Raw genomic sequence first — 19389 nt, forward strand, 5'->3', positions numbered from 1 at the left:
TGGAGGAACCGTGTTCCGCAGCGAGTACGCAGACGTCACCCCCGTCGACCTCCCCATCCACGACGCCGTCCTGGGCCGCGCCGCCGACTTCGGCGACCATCCCGCACTCATCGACGGCACGGACGGCACCACCCTCACGTACGAGCAGCTGGACCGGCTCCACCGGCGCCTGGCCGCCGCGCTCGCCGCCACCGGCGTCCGCAAGGGCGACGTCCTCGCCCTGCACAGCCCCAACACGATCGCCTTCCCGACCGCCTTCTACGCGGCCACCCGTGCGGGCGCCTCCGTCACCACCGTGCACCCGCTCGCCACCCCCGAGGAGTTCGCCAAACAACTGCGAGACAGCGCGGCCCGCTGGATCATCACCGTCTCCCCGCTGCTGGACTCCGCCCGCCGCGCCGCCGAACTCGCCGGCGGCATACGGCAGATCCTCGTCTGCGACAGCGCCCCCGGACACCGGTCGCTCATCGACATGCTCGGCTCCACCGCACCCGAACCGCACATCGACCTCGACCCCGCCGAGGACATCGCCGCACTGCCGTACTCCTCCGGCACCACCGGCACCCCCAAAGGCGTCATGCTCACCCACCGGCAGATCGCCACCAACCTCGCCCAGCTCGAACCGGCCGTCACCACCGGCCCCGGCGACCGCATCCTCGCCGTTCTGCCGTTCTTCCACATCTACGGCCTCACCGCCCTGATGAACGCCCCCCTGCGCAGGGGCGCCACCGTCGTCGTCCTGCCCCGCTTCGACCTGGAGACCTTCCTCGCCGCCATCGAGACCCACCGCATCACCGGCCTCTACGTCGCCCCGCCGATCGTCCTCGCCCTCGCCAAACACCCCGCGGTCGCCCGCTACGACCTGTCCTGCCTCACCTACGTCATCAGCGCCGCCGCCCCGCTCGACGCCGCCCTCGCGCGCGCCTGCTCCGAGCGGCTCCACCTGCCCCCCATCGGCCAGGCCTACGGCATGACGGAGCTGTCCCCGGGCACCCACGTCGTCCCCCTCGACCGGCTGCACGACGCCCCCGCCGGCACCGTCGGCAGACTCATCGCAGGCACCGAGATGCGGATCGTGTCCCTCGACGACCCCGACAAGGACCTCGGCACCGGCGAACCCGGCGAGATCCTGATCCGCGGCCCCCAGATCATGAAGGGCTACCTCGGCCGCCCCGACGCCACCGCCCAGCTGATCGACACCGACGGCTGGCTGCACACCGGAGACGTCGGACACATCGACGAGGACGGCTGGCTCTTCGTCGTCGACCGCGTCAAGGAACTCATCAAGTACAAGGGCTTCCAGGTGGCCCCCGCCGAACTCGAAGCCCAGCTGCTCACCCACCCCGGCATCGCCGACGCCGCCGTCATCGGCGCCTACAACGAGGACGGCAACGAGATCCCGCACGCCTTCGTCGTCCGCGGGCCCACCGCCGACGGCCTCGACGAGAACGAGATCATGCTGTACGTCGCCGAACGCGTCGCCCCCTACAAACGCATACGCCGGGTCACCTTCATCGACACCGTCCCCCGCGCCGCCTCCGGCAAGATCCTGCGCCGCGAACTCAGGGAACTGCCGTGACCGCCGTGACCCGGATCCCGCGCCGCGAACCCAGGGAGCTGCAGTGACCCTGATCAGCCGTACACGCGCGCGTGCCGTCGAAACCCTCAGCCTCGACGCCACCGACACCCGCAACGCCCTCTCCGCCGCCCTCGTCTCCGACCTCGCCGACGCCGTCACCGACTGCGGCAAGGACCCCGATGTACGCGCCGTGGTCCTCACCCACACCGGCACCACCTTCAGCGCCGGAGCCGACCTGCGCGACCCACCCCACCCGGACGCACTGGTGGGACTCCTGCGGCAGATCGTCGAACTGCCCAAGCCCGTCATCGCCCGCGTCACCGGACACGTTCGCGCCGGCGGCCTCGGCCTCCTCACCGCCTGCGACATCGCCGCCGCCGCCACCACGGCCACCTTCGCCTTCACCGAGGTACGCATCGGCGTCGCGCCGGCCGTGATCTCCCTGCCCGTCCTCCCGCGCACCGACCCCCGCGCCCTGGCCCGCTACTACCTCACCGGCGAACGCCTCGACGCGTCCGAAGCCGCACGCATCGGCCTGCTCACCACGGCCGCGGACGACGTCGACGACGCCCTCACCCCCATCCTCGACGGCCTGCGCCGCTCCTCCCCCCAAGCCCTGACCGAGACGAAACGGCTGCTCACGGCTAGGGTGCTGGAGACGTTCGACCGGGACGCGGCCGACCTGACCGCGCTCTCGGCCCGGCTGTTCACCTCCCCCCAGGCCCGGGAGGGGATGACGGCCTTCCTGGAAAGACGGGATGCGGCATGGGTGGTGTGAGTACGGCGGAACGCGACCGCGTACCCAAACAGGACCGCAGCCGGGCCACCCGGCAGCGACTCCTCCAGGCCGCCGTGGCCTGCCTCGCCGAACACGGCTGGGCGGGCTCCACGGTGTCCGCCGTCGCCGAACGCGCGGGAGTCTCCCGCGGCGCCGCACAACACCACTTCCCCACCCGCGAGGACCTCTTCACCGCCGCCGTCGAATACGTCGCCGAGGAACGCTCCACCGCCACACGCGCCCTCTTCCCCGGCGGCGCGTCCGGCGACCGGCGCGCCGTCGTGCGCGCCCTCGTCGACCTCTACACCGGCCCCCTCTTCCGCGCCGCCCTCCACCTGTGGGTCGCCGCCTCCAACGAGGACCAGCTCCGCGCCCGCGTCACCGAACTGGAAGCCCGCGTCGGCCGCGAGACCCACCGCATCGCCGTGGAACTGCTCGGCGCCGACGAATCCCGCCCCGGCGCCCGCGAAACCGTCCAGGGCTTCCTCGACATGGCCCGCGGCCTGGGCCTGGCCAACCTCCTCACCGACGACACCGCCCGCCGCGAACGCGTCGTCACCCAGTGGGCGGCACTACTGGACCAGGCCCTGGCCTGAGCCGGAAGACGCACGCGAGGACGGCACACGGGAGAACGGCGCACGGGAGAACGGCGCACGGGACCGGACCCGCACGCCGCCGGAGCCTCCGCACCCGGTCCCGTCAGCACACGCTCCCGTCAGTGCGCGATCTCGTCGTACCCAGCGATCTCACGCGGGCTGCGCGGACCCGGACCGATGTAGCGGGCGGAAGGACGCACCAGACGGCCGGTGCGCTTCTGCTCCAGGATGTGCGCCGACCAGCCCGCCGTACGCGCACAGGTGAACATCGACGTGAACATGTGCGCCGGAACCTGCGCGAAGTCCAGCATGATCGCCGCCCAGAACTCCACGTTCGTGGCCAGCACCCGGTCCGGGCGACGATTGTGCAGCTCCTCCAGAGCCGCCTTCTCCAGCGCCTCGGCGACCTCGAACCGCGGAGCACCCAGCTCCCGCGCGGTACGACGCAGCACCCGCGCACGCGGGTCCTCCGCCCGGTACACCCGGTGACCGAAGCCCATCAGCCGCTCACCACGGTCCAGCGCCCGCCGCACATACCCCTCGGCATCCCCCGTCCGCTCGATCTCCTCGATCATGCCGAGCACCCGGGACGGCGCACCACCGTGCAGCGGACCGGACATCGCACCCACCGCACCCGACAGGGCGGCCGCCACGTCCGCACCCGTGGACGCGATGACCCGGGCCGTGAACGTGGACGCGTTCATGCCGTGCTCGGCAGCGGACGACCAGTACGCGTCCACGGCCGCCACATGCTTGGGATCCGGCTCACCCCGCCAGCGGATCATGAACCGCTCGGTGATGGTGCTCGCCTTGTCGATCTCCCGCTGCGGCACCATCGGCAGACCCTGCCCGCGGGCCGACTGGGCGACGTACGACAACGCCATCACCGCCGCCCGCGCCAGATCCTCCCGGGCCTGCTCGGCATCGATGTCCAGCAGCGGTTTCAGCCCCCACACCGGGGCGAGCATCGCCAGCGCCGACTGCACGTCCACGCGGATGTCACCCGAGTGCACCGGGATCGGGAACGGCTCGGCCGGCGGCAGACCGGGGTTGAAGGCGCCGTCGACGAGCAGCCCCCACACATTGCCGAACGAGACATGACCGACGAGATCCTCGATGTCGACGCCCCGGTACCGGAGGGCGCCGCCCTCCTTGTCCGGTTCGGCGATCTCCGTCTCGAACGCGATGACTCCCTCGAGCCCGGGTACGAAGTCGGACATCAGGCGGCTCCTCGTGGTCTGTGCGACAGATGGTGCGACGGGGGAACGACGACCAGGTGTCGGATGTCGGAGATGTCAGCAGCAGGCGGTTTTCAGAAGGGGCGACCGCGGGGTCCGGACGGCTCACCGAACTCCGCCGGACTCCTCGGACTCCCTCGGACTTCCTCAGGCTCCTCGGGCACTGCCGCCCGTACGGATCCGCGGTCGTGTCCACCGACTCGCGGTCCGGGACGGTACCCCTGTCATGCCCCGTGCGGTCGCGGCTCACCCAACCGGCACGGCACCAGCACGATAACCCCGGGTGCCACGGAAGGGGAGACCGTCCGGCACTCAGTGCCAAGCAGTGACGAAGGACACCCCCGCCGGACGGACGCCACCGATACGGCAAGATGACCGCGTGACCGACCAAGAAGCCGGAGAAACCGCGCCCTTCGACCTCGCCGCCATGCGCATGCACTACCGGGCCGAAGGCCTGTACGAGGCCGACCTGGCCGACACACCGGTGGAACAGTTCGCCCACTGGTTCCAGCAGGCCGCCGCCGAGGCCCACCTGTTCGAACCCAACGCCATGGTCGTCTCCACCGCCGACGCCCAGGGCCGCCCCAGCTCCCGCACGGTCCTGCTGAAGGCCTTCGACGAGCACGGCTTCGTCTTCTACACCAACTACGGCTCCCGCAAGGCCCGCGACCTCGCCGAGAACCCCCACGTCTCCCTGCTCTTCCCCTGGCACCCCATGGCCCGCCAGGTCATCGTCCAGGGCACCGCCCACCGCACCGGCCGCGACGAGACCGCCGCCTACTTCCGCACCCGCCCCCACGGCTCCCAGCTCGGCGCCTGGGCCAGCGCCCAGTCCACGGTGATCACCACCCGCGACATCGTCGACACGCAGTACGCCGAACTCGCCGCCCGCTACCCCGAGGGCGAACAGGTCCCCGTCCCACCCCAGTGGGGCGGCTTCCGCGTCGTCCCCCACACGGTCGAGTTCTGGCAGGGCCGTGAGAACCGCCTCCACGACCGCCTCCGCTACACCACCCGACCGGACGGCACCTGGCACGTGGAACGCCTGAGCCCCTGAGGGGGTCTTCGAGAGGCCCGCGCACGCAGACGACCCGCGAGCTGGGTCCCCCCGCCTGACGACGGGGAAGCCGGCCGGACGTACCGGCAGCTCGCGGGTCGGGTGACTGCTTGGGATTGGGCCGGCTGCACGCGTCTCTCACGCGCTGGTCCGGCACCGCACTGGGTGGGGTGACGGGCCGCTAGCCCGCAGCCACCTCACGCGTCCGGTTCTCATACATCTGCCGAACCACCTCCCTTCTCGTGTACCCCACACCTTAGGAAGCGATCGGGGGCCGATCAACCTGTTTTTTCGTGATGTTGCTCGGTGTTCATCCCGTCAGGACCGCTTCCAGGAACGGAGTGATCGCCGTGCGCCAGGCGTCCGGCTGGTCGTAGTGGACGAGGTGGCCGGCGTCGGCGACTTCCGCGTACTGGCCGTGGGGGAGGACGCGCACCATCTCCTGGGCCTCGGCGCGGCCGAGTTCGCCGTCGAGGCCGCGTACGACGAGGGCGGGGCACCGGACCTGGGCCAGTTCCTCCCAGTGGGCGTCGTAGACCCAGGTCTCGCGGGAGGTGAGCATCTGGTCGGGTTCGAAGACGGGGCGCCAGCCGTCGGGTCGCTCGTGCATGACCTCGGCGTAGAACTCGCCGCGGGCCGGGTTCGGGCGCTCCACCCAGGGGTCGTCCTCGCCGAACCACTTGCGGACGTCGGCGAGGGTGGCGAAGGGCAGGGGCCAGGACTTGAACCAGTCCTCCCACTCGCGCTGGGAGGCCGCGCCGAGGGCGGAGGCCCGCATGTCGCAGATGATCAGTCCGCGCACGAGGTCGGGGCGTTTGGCGGCGAGCTGCCAGGCGGTCAGGGCGCCCATGGCGTGCCCGATGAGAACGGCCGGGCCGAGGCCGAGCTGTTCCACGGCGGCCTCGGCGTCCTCGACGTAGGCGTCGCGGGTGTAGGCGGCCTGCGGGGGTTTCTCGCTCTGGCCGTGGCCGCGCTGGTCGAGGGCGACGGCCCGGTGCCGCTCGGAGAGCCAGCGGGCGGTGGCGGCCCAGTGAGAGGCGCGGCCCATCAGGCCGTGGAGTAAGAGCACGCCGGTGGGCGGGCGCAGTTCGGCCTCGTGGCCGGCGTGCGGTTCGTGGGGCTCGTGCGGTTCGTGTGGTTCGCGCGGTTCCTGAGGTACCGCCTGGGACGGTACGAAGGTACGTGGTGCGGTGCTGTCCGGCGCCGAGCCGCCCGGTGCTGTCTTCCGGGGTTCCGCGAACTCCCAGGCGGCGAGCCGTACGCCGCCTGCCCCGGTCACATCGATGCGCCGCGCCATTGCCCCTGGCACCCCCCTGACTCGCTGCCCATTCCCGTAGCGCGGGCCCCCGGCGGCCCATCACGCACAGGTTATCGAATGCCTATTCGAAAACACCGTTCCTGCCGTCAACACCCCTCGTTCGAGTGACCCCCCGCAACGCATGATCGCCGCCACCGGGGGGAGATCTTCAACGGGAGGCGGACCACTCGGGGAAAAGGGGTCCGCGGGGAACGACCCTGAGAGCTCGGGGCTCCGGGTCGCTACAGGGGAGGACAGGCCCCGGCGCCACCACACGGCGCCGGGGCCCTCCACACGTCTTCGGCACATCCTCCCCCACCCCCACGAGTCATATGCCTCTCGCGACAGCCTCGCACGCCGGGCGCCCGCGCGCTGCGCTTCGACGCGCTGGAATCCGCCACGGACAGGGGCGCCAGGAACCAGCGGTCAGCGCTTGGCGACGAAGACGTGGGACGCGACCTCCGCCTCCAGCTCGGCGGCCTCGCCGCCGCTGCCGACCAGCACGCCGCCCGCCGACTCCGTGACGCTCACCACGGAGCCGGGCTGCACGCCCGCACGGCGCAGCGTGTACATCAGCTGCGCGTCCGTCTGGATGGGCTCGCCGATCCGGCGGACGACGACCGTCTTGCCGTCGGAGCCCGGGTCGAGGTCGGCCAGCGACACCATGCCCTCGTCCAGGAACGGATCGGCGTGGTCCTTCTCGCCCAGCTCCTCCAGGCCCGGGATCGGGTTGCCGTACGGCGACTCGGTCGGGTGCCGCAGCAGCTCCAGCACCCGGCGCTCGACGGCCTCGCTCATCACGTGCTCCCAACGGCAGGCCTCGGCGTGCACCTGCTCCCACTCCAGGCCGATCACGTCGACCAGCAGACACTCCGCGAGCCGGTGCTTGCGCATCACGCGCGTGGCCAGCCGGCGGCCCTCGTCCGTGAACTCCAGGTGCCGGTCCGGAGCGACCGAGACCAGGCCGTCGCGCTCCATGCGCGCGACCGTCTGGCTCACCGTCGGCCCGCTCTGGTCCAGCCGCTCGGCGATCCGGGCGCGCATCGGGACGACGCCTTCCTCCTCCAGTTCGAGGATGGTGCGGAGATACATCTCCGTGGTGTCGATCAGTCCGGACATACGTGCCCCTCGATTACCTCTGCCGGAAGCTCGGCGGCTCCCAGGCGCGTGCGCTGGCCCTGAACTCAATTCTGACGCATACCACTGACAACCGGGGCGTGCCGACGGAACCCCGCGTCGCCGACGGCGGTCCCGGACGGCCGCGGCGGCCGGGGACACACCCGGCGCCGTGCCCGGCCGTGTTGACAGGACTCTGGTCCAGACCTCACCGTGATCCGCGGCACACGGGCATGGGCACACGCCCCGCAGACATCCGCACAGTCATCCATGGCATTCACGGCATCCACAGCATCCACAGGCATCCGGAGGGACCCCGCATGAGCGACCGCACGTTGGCCGGCCAGTTCTTCGACGCGGCCATCGGCCTGCTCCAGCGGGTCCGTGACGAGGAGGCCGAGTCCGTCACGGCCGCCGGCACCCTGCTCGCCGACACCGTGGCCGACGGCGGCCGTCTGTTCGCCTTCGGCGCCGGACACTCCTCCCTCGCCGCCCAGGACGTCGTCTACCGGGCCGGCGGCCTCGCCCTGATGAACCTCCTCGCCGTCCCCGGCGCCGTCGGCGTCGACGTCATGCCCGCCACCCTGGGCTCCGCCCTCGAACGCGTCGACGGCCTCGCCACCGCCGTCCTGGACAGCTCCCCCATCCGCTCCGGCGACGCCCTGGTGATCGTCTCCCTGTCCGGCCGCAACGCCCTCCCCGTCGAGATGGCCATGAACGCCCGCGCCCTGGGCGTGAAGGTCATCGGAGTGACATCGGTGGCGTACGCCACCCGGACCACGTCCCGCCACGTGTCGGGGACGTATCTGAAGGACCACTGCGACGTCGTCCTGGACTCCAAGATCGCCGTCGGCGACGCCGAACTCACCCTCGACACCGTCCCCGCGCCCTTCGCCCCGGCCTCCACGGTCGTCACCTCGGCCCTTCTCCAGGCGGTCATGGCCACCACCGCCGGAGTCCTGGCCGACCGAGGCATCGAGCCCCCGCTGCTGCGCTCCGGCAACGTCGACGGCGGCCACGAGTGGAACGGCAAGGTCTTCGAGCAGTACGCGGACCGGATCTTCTACCGGCGCTGACGACCGCGGGCCCACGCGCGCGTGCCCCGGGACCGCCCCCACGCGCGCGTGGTGCACGACGTGATCGTGCCGCCCGCCGCCAGGACCCTCGACGAGGTGGGCGAACGCAGCGGCCGTAACCGGCTGGAGCGGCTTCACCGAGACCGAGCGGTACGTACTCCCGGACGAGGCCGGCCTCTGGCTGACCCTGCGGCTGACGGCGGCCGGCGCGTGGCCCCCGTGTTCTTCTCGGGTTCGCTCCAGGTCCACGGGGATTTTCCGCGTACAACGATTCCTTCAATATTGCGGGAACCCGATGTGCTCTGCGTCACGTTCAAGTTGAATGAGGGCCAGTGAACGAAGGCCAGTGAGTGAACCGACGCGCCGTGTGTGCGGACGCAGCCTGCAGGGGGTCCAGGTGAGTGCTTCCCGGCGTAGAGGGACCACCGACGAGCTCGGGCCGGACGAGCCCGAGCCGGAACGGGACGGTCCGAGGGCCCTCGACGGCCCCGACCACCCCGGTGGCCCTGGCGGTCCCGACGGCTCCGACCTGCTCGCCGCCCTGCTCGACGGCATGGACGCCGCCCTCTGCGCCTTCGACGCGGGCGGCGTCGTCACCCACTGGAACCGCGAGGCCGAACGCATCCTCGGCTGGACGGCCGCCGAGGCGGTCGGCCGGCACGGCTTCGCCGGCTGGGCCGTACGCAGCGCGGACGCCGAGGAGGTCGAACGGCGGCTGATGTCCGCCATGCACGCACGCGGACGCCAGGTCCACGAGTTCGCCCTCCTCACCAAGGACGGCGGCCGCGTCCTCGTACGCACCCAGTCCGCGGCCGTACGCGGACCCGACGGCAAACCGGCCGGCCTGTACTGCGCCTTCAGCGAGGTGCACGCACAGATCGACCTGGAGCGGTCCATCGCGCTCAGCGAAGCCCTGTTCGAGGACGCGTCCTGGGGCGTCGTCCTCGTCGACGCCGACCTGCGGCCCGCCGTCGTCAACGCCCACGCCGCCCGGGCCCTCGGCACCGGCCGCACCGCCGCGCTCGGGCGCCCCCTCGGCGAACTGCTCGCCCAGGGCGTGGAAGAACTCGAGAGCGCGCTCACCCACGTCCTGGCGGAAGGCGCACCGCCCGCACCCGCCGAGATCTGGGTGAGCGTGCGCGCGTCGGAGGGCGACCGGCGGCGCTGCTGGCGCAGCGGATTCGTCCGGCTCGCCTCACCGCTGGCCGAGGAACCCGTGCCACTCGGCGTCGCCTGGCTCTTCGTCGACGTCACCGAAGCCAAACAGGGCGAGCAGGAAGCCTCGCTGCTGCGGTTCCGCACCAACCAGCTGCACCGGGCCGCCCGCGCCGCCGCCGAGTGCGAAGACCCGGCGGAGGCCGCGACCGTCCACCTCGACTTCGCCCTCGCCGGCTTCGCCGACCACGCCCTCGTCGACCGGGTGGCCGGCGGTACCGCCCCCGAGGACGGCGAGCCCACCACCCCGCTGCGGCTGGTACGCGTCGCCGCCACCCCCTCCGACGGCCCCGGCCCCAGCCTGCTCACCGGCCGGGCCGGACTGCCCGTCCGCTACGGCGAGGGACACCCCGCCCTGCAGTGCATCGAACGGACCGGCGCCGTCCGCGCCACCGTCGGCACGGTCCCGGCCGACCAGGCCCGCGCCTGGGCCCAGGCCCGCCAGTGGCCCGCCGACACCGTGCACGCGCTGTGCGCCGTACTGCGCAGCCGCGGCCGCACCCTGGGCGTCGTCACGTTCCTGCGCTGCTCCGGCCGCAGCCCCTTCGAACGCTCCGACGCGGCCTACGCCGAAGACGTGGCCGTACGCATCGCGACGGCCCTGGACCTGGCGGGGCTGCTGGAGAAGGAGTGACCGTGGCAGGCCGGAGCGGGCGGCCGTGAGCGCGGAAGAGGCGACCGTGAGAGGTCAGGCGGCCCGCCGCCGCGCGTACACCTCTGTCTCGATCTTCATCCCCGCGTCGGCCGGCCCGCGCACCATCGTCGCCGTCGGCCGCACCTCGCCGAACACCCGCCGCAGCACCGGCCAGCACGGCTCGAAGTCCTCCCGCACGGGCAGCAGATACCGCACCCGCACCACGTCCTCGAACCCGCACCCCGCCGCCTTCAGGGCGGCCCCGATGTTCCGCAGACACTGCTCGGCCTGCTCCACCACGTCCTCGGAGATCGTCATCGTCGCGTAGTCGTACCCGGTCGTCCCGGAGACGTGCACCCACTCCCCGTCCACCACGGCCCGCGCGTACCCGATCCGCTCCTCGGACACCGAACCGCTGAGAATCGCCCGTCGCTCCGTCATGCGGGGAACAGCAGGGGACGGCAGGGATCACGCACCCTCGTGCCCGGCTCACTCCTTGCTCACCGAGGTCAGGATCTCCGGTAGCCGGGCCGCCGTGCGGGGGGCCGCGAGCCGTAGGCCCGCGAAGGTGATCGCGGCGCCGTACGCCGCGCCCGCCGGGAGCAGGAGCCAGCTCCAGGTGTCGCCGGTCGCGCTGACGTTCGCCCAGATGGCCAGGGCGATGACGGGGGAGGACAGCAGGGCCGCCGAGACCATGCCGCCGGCGATGGCGATCCAGGCGAGGCCCGCCTGGCCGGGGGCCACGTTCTTGTGCCCCTCCTGGGGGATGGAGTACGGGAAGCGCGCCGAGGTCCACGCGCCGGTCGCCAGCATCGCACCGAGCAGGGAGAAGGACAGGCCGAGCACCTCGGGCAGCCGTGGCCAGTCGCCGAGCAGTGCCGTCGTCACCACGGTGACCAGGGTGGCGTAGGGGAGGGTCACCACCAGCAGGGCCAGCGCCCGTCCGCGCAGTTCGAGATAGGCGTCGCGCGGCGTGGAGATCGTCAGCGCGACCATCCAGAACGCGGAGGTGTCCTGCCCGAACTGGTTGTACATCTGGATGCCGAGCATCCCGGCGGCGAAGCAGGCGAAGTAGAGCGACCCGGTGCCCTGGAGGGCGTTGAACACCGGCACGATCAGGCCGATGGCCAGCGAGGTCACCCAGGCCGCCTTGGTCTTCGGGTCGCGCCAGACGTAGCGCAGGCTGCGCTCCATGACGGTGCCGGTGCGGCCGGAGGGCAGCAGCCGGGTCAGTCCACCGGTGCGGGACCGGTCGCGGGCTGCGGTGTCGGCGGGCTGGAGCGTGGAGGCGTCGGGGGAGGTCATCAGGCGGGTCAGGGTGCGTGCCCACACCGTCAGGAGGGCGGCGAGGGCGGCCGCGGTCAGTGCGAGCTGGGCCGCCGCGACGCCGTACGAGCCGTCGCTCACCGAGTCCACCGCGCCCACCGCCGACGCGGGCGGCACCCAGCGGACCACGTCCGCCACCGGGTCGAGCCGGCCGAGCCCCGACGAACCCAGGCGCTGCATGCCGAAGTTGACCAGCTGCGCGCCGATGGCGATGACCAGTCCGCTGAGCACCGCGAGATCCCGGCCCTTGCGGCTGGTCAGCAGCCGGGTGTTGGCGGCGGCCACGGCGCGGGCGAGGGCCACGCACACCAACAGGGCGAGCAGCAGGGCGACGACCGCGACGGCGTACGCCGCCGCCCCGCGCGCCACCGCCACCACGCAGCCCGCCAGCAGCAGCACCGTGAACAGCGGCCCGATGCCGACCAGGGAGGCCGCCAGCAGCGCCCGGACGAGCGGCTGCGGGCGCAGCGGCAGCATCACCAGACGGGTGGGGTCCAGGGTCTCGTCGCCACTGGGGAAGAACAGCGGCATCACCGCCCACCCCAGGGCCAGTACGGCCGTGCCCAGCACGGCCACGGAGGCGATGTGCGCGTGCCCGCGCAGCAGGATCATGCCGAGCAGCTGGGACACGGCGAACAGCAGCGCGACGACGGCCGACGCGATGTACGCGGCGCGCCGGCCGCCGGACCGCCGCAGCCCGCCGCGCAGCAGCGACAGCTTCAGCCGGACGACGACGGGGGTGATCGAGCCGTCGGCGGCGCTCGGCGGGGCGGTGTTCGCGGCGGTGCTCATCGGGTGCCTCCGCCCAGCCAGTCGAGGTCGGAACCGGCTTGTCGGCCCTGCGCGCCGACGAGTTCGAGGAACGCCTGCTGAAGGCTGGGGGCCTGGCCGCGCACCTCGGCGAGGGGGCCGTGGGCGCGGATGCGGCCCGCGGCCATGACGGCCACCCAGTCGCACAGGGACTCGACCAGCTCCATGACGTGCGAGGAGAACACGACGGTCGCGCCGGAGGCGGTGTACCGCTCCAGGACGCCCCGGATGGTCTGCGCGGACACCGGGTCGACGCCCTCGAACGGCTCGTCGAGGAAGAGGACTTCGGGGTTGTGGAGGAGCGCGCAGGCGAGCCCGGTCTTCTTGCGCATGCCGGTCGAGTAGTCGACGACGAGTTTGTGCTGGGCGCCGGACAGGTCGAGCACGTCGAGCAGTTGGGTGGCCCGGCGGTCCACCTCGGCCCCGGGCAGTCCGCGCAGCCGCCCGGAGTACGACAGCAGTTCCCGGCCCGACAGCCGCTCGAAGAGCCGGAGTCCCTCGGGCAGCACCCCGATCCGCGCCTTCACCGCCACCGGGTCCCGCCACACGTCGTGCCCGACGACCTCGACGGTTCCCTGATCGGGCCGCAGCAGCCCGGTCACCATGGACAGCGTGGTGGTCTTGCCGGCCCCGTTGGGCCCCACCAGGCCGATGAACTTCCCGGCGGGCAGCTCCAGATCGATCCCGGCGACGGCGACCTGCTGCCCGAACCGCTTCCAGAGCCCTTGGACACGTACGGCACTGTTACTCACCACTGCTGCTCCCTCCGTCAGGTGAACCCTACGAGGGAGCCCGGTGCGGCTACGGCCTACGGTGCGCCACGGCCCTCGGCGCGTCCACCGCCATCAGCGTGCCCATCTCCACCAATGTGCCCATCGCCATCAGCGTGTCCACCGTCCCGTCCCCACCGCCGGCGCCCTACCGGTCCCTGCCGCACGCGTAGGCCAGCGCCGAGATCAGCTCCTCCGCGTCCGGCAGCCACCGGTTCGCCAAGGTCGGCCGGCAGGCCCACTGCACGGCACCCCGCGACCCGTACCGCGTGGGCGGAGCGGCCACGTACGCGCCCTCGCCCAGCGCGATCAGGTCCAGGGCCCCCGGCGTCCAGCCCAGTTTGCGCAGCAGGTCCGGCAGCTTCGCGCAGGCCCCCGGCAGCACGAAGAACTGCATCCGCCGCTCCGGGGTCAGTGTCACCGGCCCGAGGGTCAGCTCCATCCGCTCCATACGGGCCAGCGCGAGGAACCCGGCCGTCTCCGGGACGCAGATCGCTTCGAACGTACGGCCCGTGGGGAGCAGGATCGAGGCGGTCGGCCGCTTCTGCCACATCCGGCGGGCCACGGTGGCGCTGCCGGTCGCCTGGGTCGCCCAGTCCTCGCGCGCCGGGTGCGCGCCGGGCGCGGCGCACGCCGGGTCGCCGCAGGAACAGCGCTGCACCCCGTCCACGGCCTCCAGCCAGGTGCCGGGGAACACGTCCCAGTGGCGCTCCTCGGCATAGCGAACGGCGGTCTCCAGCAGCGAGTCCCCGCGCTGCTTGGGGATCTGACCGGCAATCTGTGCGGCGTGCGTGCCCGGGATCGTCTCTTCCACGCCCCACTCAACTCCCGCGCCCACCTGGAGTTACGGGTGGTGCGGGAGTCTCCCGGCAGGGTTCCGCGCGGGAGGGGAGCATCGATTCCGCGCCCGGGGCGCATGGATGCATGTGTGGGGGCGCGCGGGAGGATCGTCGGCAGGCGCTGGGTAATCCTCTGTGCGGGGGTATCCGCCTTTACCCCGGCAATCTTCGCATGTCCCGCATTTTCGTTATCCCGGTGGGGCATTGATCTTCACGGCCGGACCCTCCGCCGGGACGCGGACGGGTCCGGCCGTGCGGAACACGTCAACGTCGGTGCACGGGCAGGGCACCGGAGCCACACGGCGAGTGAGCCGAAGGGGCGAGCCGCCACGAAGGCAGGGGGTTAACGCCATGGCCGCAAGGCCTCTCGTCGCGCGGCAGCCGAACGAACGGCTGCAGGCGCTCATCCAGGAAGCGGGCTGCTCGAACGCCGGACTGGCCCGCCGGGTCAACATGTGCGGCGCCGAGCACGGCCTCGACCTTCGCTACGACAAGACGTCCGTGGCGCGCTGGCTGCGCGGACAGCAGCCACGCGGGCGGGCCCCGGCGATCATCGCGGAGGCGCTGGGCCGCAAGCTCGGCCGTACGGTCACGATCGACGAGATCGGCATGGCCGACGGCAAGAACCTCGCCTCGGGAGTGGGTCTCCAGTTCTCGCCGACGGTACTGGGGGCCATCGAGCAGGTCTGCGAGCTGTGGCGCAGCGACGTGGGCCGGCGGGACTTCCTGTCCGGCTCCTCCGTCGCCGCCTCCGCGCTGGTCGAGCCGAGCCGCGACTGGCTGATCACCGCACCGGACGGGCAGGTCGCGCGCTCGGCCGGGCCCCGGGTGGGCCAGTCCGACGTGGCGGCCGTGCGGGCCATGACGCAGGCCCTGGTCGACCTGGACCACACCTACGGCAGCGGGCATGTGCGCCCGGTGGTGGTGCACTACCTCAACAGCGTGGTCTCGGGGCTGCTGGCGGGGTCGTACCGGGAGGCGGTGGGCCGCGATCTGTTCGCCGCCGTGTCGCGGTTGACGGAACTCGCCGGCTACATGGCCGTGGACACCGGTCAACCCGGCCTGGCCCAGCGGTACTACATCCAGGCGCTGCGGCTCGCCCAGGCGGCCGGGGACCGCGGTTACGGCGGCTATGTGCTCGCCGCCTCCATGAGCCACCTGGCCGCACAGCTCGGAAACCCGCGTGAGATCGCGCAGTTGGCGCGGGCGGCGCAGGAGGGAGCGCGGGGTCGCGTGACACCGCGCGCGGAGGCGATGTTCCACGCGGCGGAGGCGCGCGGGCACGCGCTGATGGGCGATGTGCGGGCGGCCGAGCTGTCCGCGGGCCGGGCGGTGAGCGCGCTGGAGTCCGCCGGGACGGACCGCGGGGACGACCCGGTGTGGATCGCGCACTTCGACGAGGCCTATCTCGCCGACGAGTTGGCGCACTGCTACCGGGACCTGGGCCGGCCGGAGGCGGCGGCACGGCAGGCGGAGACGTCGCTGGCCGGGCATCCCGCCTCGCGGACCCGGCGCCGGGCGATCGGCTACGTGCTGCTCGCCACGGCGCAGGTGCAGCAACGGGAGGTCGAACAGGCGTGCAGCACCGGCCTGAAGGCCGTGGAACTGCTTCAGACCCTGCGGTCCGACCGGGGCGTGGAGTACCTGGAGGACTTCCAGCAGCGTCTCGACCCGTACCGGGAGGAGTCGGTGGTAAGGGAGTTCGGGGCGCGGCTGGAGGTGCGGGCGGCGGCCTGAACGCGGGTGCGCGGGTCGCATACAGCGCCGTACGCCCAGCTTTTGTTACTGCCGTCACAGGGAAGGAGTGCGCGCCGGTGCTGCGTGGCACCGGGCTCAGGGGACCCGGTAGCGTGAGCCGACGATTCCGAAGGTCCCCCAATCGTAGGAGTCCCGGTGACGCAGAGTGGACAGGGCGAGGAGCCCTCGGCGCGGCCCGCGCGCGAAGGCATCGTGCTGCCCTCCGACGGTGGGCAGCCCCTGCTGCCGGGCATGACGGGCGGTGCGGGCGGCCCGGTCGGCGCGGGTGGGCCCGGCGGCCTGCCGCCCGCCCAGCCGGCCGGTCGGGCCGCGGCCCCGTCCGGCGGTCAGGCCTGGGGCCAGCCGTGGGGTCCCGACGGCGGGCAGCCGGCGGCGCCGCAGCCCGGACAGGACTGGCCGTCTCCGCACGACCAGTCCGCCCAGCCCTTCCAGAGCTCCCAGTCCGCCCCGTCCTGGGGCTCGGGCTCCCCGGAGGCGTACCCGCGGAACCCGCAGGCCCCGTGGGGCGCCCACGGCCAGGCCGCAGGCCCGCCGCACCCCGAGGGCGCCCCGGCCTACGCCGCCCAGGCCGGCGCCCCGCTGCCTCCGGCCACGGACCCGTACGCCCCCCAGGCCGCCCCGCCGAGCCCGTACACGAGCGGCGGACACGGCGCCCCCGCACCGGGTGGCGCCACCTACGGCGCTCAGGCGCACGGCGCGCCCGGCGGCGACGAGGGTGCCACTCAGTACCTGCCGCCGGTCGGTGCGGCTCCCGTGAACGAGGGGGCTACGCAGTACCTGCCGCCCGTGGCCGCCGCACCGGCGGACGAGGGCGCGACGCAGTACCTGCCGCCGGTGGCGCCGGGGGCGATGCCGCCCGAGGCGCCCGGCGGCGACCCCTCGACCCGGTTCCTGGGTCGCGTACCGCAGGGGGGCGCGGGCCCGCTGCCGGGCGGCGACCCGGACGCCCAGGCCACCCAGTTCATCGCACCCGTGGACGCCCAGGCGGCCGGCGCACCGGCCGCCCCGTACGGCGGCGGGCCGGGCGCGGCCGGCGGGCGGCAGACGCCCGCCGAGTTCGACAACCTGTTCCGCAGCGACGCCGGAGGCGGCGCGCCGGCCACCCAGCAGCTGCCCCGCTTCCAGTCCCACGACGTTCCGCCCGGCCGGGCGGGCGCCCCCGGTCCGGGCGCCCCCGGTCCGGGCGGCCCGTCCTCGTTCGTGGGGCAGGCCGGCACCGGTGACGGCGGCCCTGGCCGCGGGGGCGGACGGACCGGCTCGCGCGTGCCGCTGATCGCGGCCGTCGGCATCGGGATCGTCGTGCTCGGCGTCGGCGCGGGCGCCATGCTCAGCGGCGGTGGCGGCGACAGCACCGACAAGAACACGAACGTCTCCGCCACGGCTCCCGCCACCGACTCCTCCGCCTCGCCGTCCGCCGACCCGGCCCGCGCGCAGGCGGTCGAGCTGGACAAGCTGCTGGCCGACAGCGGCAGCAGCCGCACCTCCGTGATCAACGCGGTCGCGAACGTCCGCAAGTGCGACAACCTGGACAAGGCGGCCACCGATCTGCGTGACGCCGCCAAGCAGCGCAACGGCCTGGTGACCCGGCTGGGCCGGCTCTCCGTCGACAAGCTCCCCGGCAACGCCGAACTCACCAGCGCGCTCACCAGCGCCTGGAAGGCCTCCGCGGCGGCCGACCAGCACTACGCGGCCTGGGCGGACCAGGTCAAGGACGAGAAGGGCTGCAAGAAGGGCCACGCCCGCACCACCGCCGAGGCCCAGCAGGGCAACCGCCAGAGCGGTGTCGCCAGCGCCCAGAAGGTCAAGGCCGCGCGGCTGTGGAACGTGATCGCGAAGAAGTACGGCCTCACCCAGCGCCAGCCGACCCAGCTCTGAGCGCCCCGCTGCCCGGCTCCCAACGGCGGCGCCGGGCAGCGGATCACTCCACGTCCGCGTCCTGGAGCGTCTTCGTCACGTCGACGAACCCCTTCGTGGCCGACACGAGGCGCCCCTGGCGCACCACCTGGAGGGTGACGGCGGCGTTGACCAGGCGGGCGAAGCCGGCGCCGGAGAACGGCCCCGACAGCTCCCAGCGCAGCGGCGGGGTCAGCCCGCCGGTGTCGACCCGCAGCCCGTCGTCGAGGGTGCGCCGTACGGTGTCGGCGCTCACCTCGCCGGAGCCGATCTTCTCCAGGACGGCCCGGAGCACGGTGTAGGCGATCCAGGTGGTCTGCACCCCGGCGTCCGCGGGGTCGACCCGGTTGTCGCCGAAGGCCTCCTCGTTGATCACCTTCTTCATCGGGGCCCAGCGCGGGTCGCCCGCGACCGGGTACCAGCCGGTGACGTACGACCCCTCGTACGGCCCCGACGGCCCGCCGCTGGCGTCGATCACCGTCTGGTCGACGCTGCCGAGCACGGCGTCGGTGCGCACCGCCGGATAGTTCTCCCGGCCGCGGCGGAAGGAGTCCATGAAGATGTTGGTGCGCTCGCCCAGGGCCGGTATCACGCAGCCCTTCCTGCCCCGGTCGGCGGTCGCCTGCCGCAGCGCCCGGTCCGCCTCGGCGGAGTACTCGGTGGCGTCCTCGGGGGCCATCTGGTCGTGGGCGGGGGCGTGCCCGCCGGCCTTGAGGCCGGCGTCGAGCAGGTCGGGCAGTTCGTCGCCCGCGATGCTGTCGGGGCGGACGAGCGTGACGGGGCCGCAGTCGGCGGCCAGCTCCCGGCCCAGGCCGACCAGCAGGGTGGGCTGCCCGCCGTTGACGGGGTAGGACAGCGCTCTGGTGAACTCGGTGCTGGTCACGCCGTAGCCGCCGATGTACGGGATGCCCGCGCCCTCCAGCGGAGGAAAGAAGGAGTCGCTGAACTGGCTGTAGGAGCCGACGACGGCGACCACGTTCTCCTGGACGGCGCGCCGGGCGCACTTGCCGGCCTGCACGCTGTCGTTGCCGTCGTTGCAGGTGAGGACCTTCAGCTTGTGACCCGCGATGCCGCCGTGGGCGTTGACCCAGCGGGCGTAGGCCCGGGCCATGGCGGGCATGCCGGGCTTGTTGGTCGCCTTGGTCCCGTCCGGGGCCCAGGTCATCACGGTGACGGTGTCGTCCCCGGAGCCCCCCGTGGCACCGGGCACGACACCGCAGCCCGCGGCGAGCGACGCGCACGCCGCAAGTGCGCCCGCGGACAGAAGGGCTCTGCGCCTTCCGGCGGGGCGGGTCGGGGCGGGGAGGTTCGTGCTGCGCGTACGTCGCCTGCCGGTCATGCACACGCACGATTCCCGCACATCCCTAACCGTGGAGTGACCCATGTTCAACAGCGGGTGACACGCAG

General features: G+C 72.9%; 16 protein-coding genes. 8 read left to right on the top strand and 8 right to left on the bottom strand.

The window, feature by feature from the left end; genetic code table 11:
* Positions 1-10: 10 nt before the first annotated feature.
* The 3 genes from R2S09_RS17390 to R2S09_RS17400 are packed head-to-tail and all read left to right on the top strand — an operon-like array spanning position 11 to position 2953.
* A complete protein-coding gene (locus tag R2S09_RS17390) occupies positions 11-1579 on the top strand; it encodes a 4-coumarate--CoA ligase family protein (protein WP_316741914.1) in 1569 nt (522 codons plus the stop codon).
* 43 nt (positions 1580-1622) lie between these two features.
* Entirely contained in the window at positions 1623-2357 is a 735-nt protein-coding gene (locus R2S09_RS17395) for an enoyl-CoA hydratase family protein (protein ID WP_316741916.1), read from the top strand.
* Positions 2345-2953, top strand: a complete 609-nt coding sequence (locus R2S09_RS17400) for a TetR/AcrR family transcriptional regulator (RefSeq protein WP_306186627.1) — start codon at positions 2345-2347, stop codon at positions 2951-2953. Before R2S09_RS17395 ends, R2S09_RS17400 begins: the two co-directional genes overlap by 13 nt.
* A gap of 119 nt (positions 2954-3072) precedes the next feature.
* On the opposite strand, the gene R2S09_RS17405 is transcribed toward R2S09_RS17400, so the two are convergent.
* Positions 3073-4173, bottom strand: coding sequence for a citrate synthase 2 (locus tag R2S09_RS17405; protein ID WP_306186625.1), 1101 nt, complete (start codon positions 4171-4173; stop codon positions 3073-3075).
* 445 nt (positions 4174-4618) lie between these two features.
* Between R2S09_RS17405 and pdxH the strand changes: the two genes are divergently transcribed.
* The gene (pdxH, locus tag R2S09_RS17410) at positions 4619-5248 is read left to right on the top strand and encodes a pyridoxamine 5'-phosphate oxidase (protein ID WP_399144041.1); all 630 of its coding nucleotides are present in this window, start codon (positions 4619-4621) and stop codon (positions 5246-5248) included.
* Positions 5249-5558: 310 nt separating this feature from the next.
* Here the strand turns inward: pdxH and R2S09_RS17415 are convergent, their stop codons facing one another.
* Both R2S09_RS17415 and R2S09_RS17420 read right to left on the bottom strand, forming a co-directional pair.
* Positions 5559-6545 carry an alpha/beta fold hydrolase gene (locus R2S09_RS17415; RefSeq protein ID WP_306186623.1) on the bottom strand — a complete coding sequence of 329 codons (987 nt, stop codon included), beginning with the start codon at positions 6543-6545 and terminating at the stop codon, positions 5559-5561.
* A 426-nt stretch (positions 6546-6971) separates the two neighbouring features.
* Positions 6972-7664 carry a metal-dependent transcriptional regulator gene (locus R2S09_RS17420; RefSeq protein ID WP_306186621.1) on the bottom strand — a complete coding sequence of 231 codons (693 nt, stop codon included), beginning with the start codon at positions 7662-7664 and terminating at the stop codon, positions 6972-6974.
* 317 nt (positions 7665-7981) lie between these two features.
* On the opposite strand from R2S09_RS17420, the gene R2S09_RS17425 reads away from it, so the two are divergent.
* On the top strand, positions 7982-8737 hold the full coding sequence (locus R2S09_RS17425; protein WP_316741919.1) for an SIS domain-containing protein: 756 nt from the start codon (positions 7982-7984) through the stop codon (positions 8735-8737).
* A gap of 397 nt (positions 8738-9134) precedes the next feature.
* Positions 9135-10586, top strand: coding sequence for a PAS domain-containing protein (locus R2S09_RS17430; protein ID WP_306186618.1), 1452 nt, complete (start codon positions 9135-9137; stop codon positions 10584-10586).
* A gap of 54 nt (positions 10587-10640) precedes the next feature.
* Here R2S09_RS17430 and R2S09_RS17435 read toward each other — a convergent pair whose 3' ends face one another.
* The 4 genes from R2S09_RS17435 to R2S09_RS17450 all read right to left on the bottom strand — a co-directional run bounded on the left by R2S09_RS17435 (position 10641) and on the right by R2S09_RS17450 (position 14306).
* Entirely contained in the window at positions 10641-11027 is a 387-nt protein-coding gene (locus tag R2S09_RS17435) for a RidA family protein (protein ID WP_316741921.1), read from the bottom strand.
* A 48-nt stretch (positions 11028-11075) separates the two neighbouring features.
* Positions 11076-12704: a transporter gene (locus tag R2S09_RS17440; RefSeq protein WP_316741922.1), complete on the bottom strand. Its 1629-nt coding sequence runs from the start codon at positions 12702-12704 to the stop codon at positions 11076-11078.
* Entirely contained in the window at positions 12701-13495 is a 795-nt protein-coding gene (locus R2S09_RS17445) for an ABC transporter ATP-binding protein (protein ID WP_306186832.1), read from the bottom strand. The genes R2S09_RS17440 and R2S09_RS17445 overlap by 4 nt, the downstream gene beginning before the upstream one ends.
* A 145-nt stretch (positions 13496-13640) precedes the next feature.
* Complete coding sequence (locus R2S09_RS17450) at positions 13641-14306, bottom strand: bifunctional DNA primase/polymerase (protein WP_316741925.1); 666 nt, start codon at positions 14304-14306, stop codon at positions 13641-13643.
* A 376-nt stretch (positions 14307-14682) separates the two neighbouring features.
* Here R2S09_RS17450 and R2S09_RS17455 point away from each other — a divergent pair, with 376 nt between their 5' ends.
* Both R2S09_RS17455 and R2S09_RS17460 read left to right on the top strand, forming a co-directional pair.
* On the top strand, positions 14683-16068 hold the full coding sequence (locus R2S09_RS17455) for a transcriptional regulator (RefSeq protein ID WP_306186613.1): 1386 nt from the start codon (positions 14683-14685) through the stop codon (positions 16066-16068).
* A 156-nt stretch (positions 16069-16224) separates the two neighbouring features.
* Entirely contained in the window at positions 16225-17964 is a 1740-nt protein-coding gene (locus R2S09_RS17460) for a hypothetical protein (RefSeq protein ID WP_316741927.1), read from the top strand.
* 43 nt (positions 17965-18007) lie between these two features.
* Here the strand turns inward: R2S09_RS17460 and R2S09_RS17465 are convergent, their stop codons facing one another.
* Positions 18008-19321, bottom strand: a complete 1314-nt coding sequence (locus tag R2S09_RS17465) for an ABC transporter substrate-binding protein (RefSeq protein ID WP_306186611.1) — start codon at positions 19319-19321, stop codon at positions 18008-18010.
* Positions 19322-19389 lie beyond the last annotated feature (68 nt).

The sequence above is a fragment of the Streptomyces sp. MK7 genome, assembly GCF_032658145.1.
GTDB classification, from domain to species: domain Bacteria; phylum Actinomycetota; class Actinomycetes; order Streptomycetales; family Streptomycetaceae; genus Streptomyces; species Streptomyces spiralis.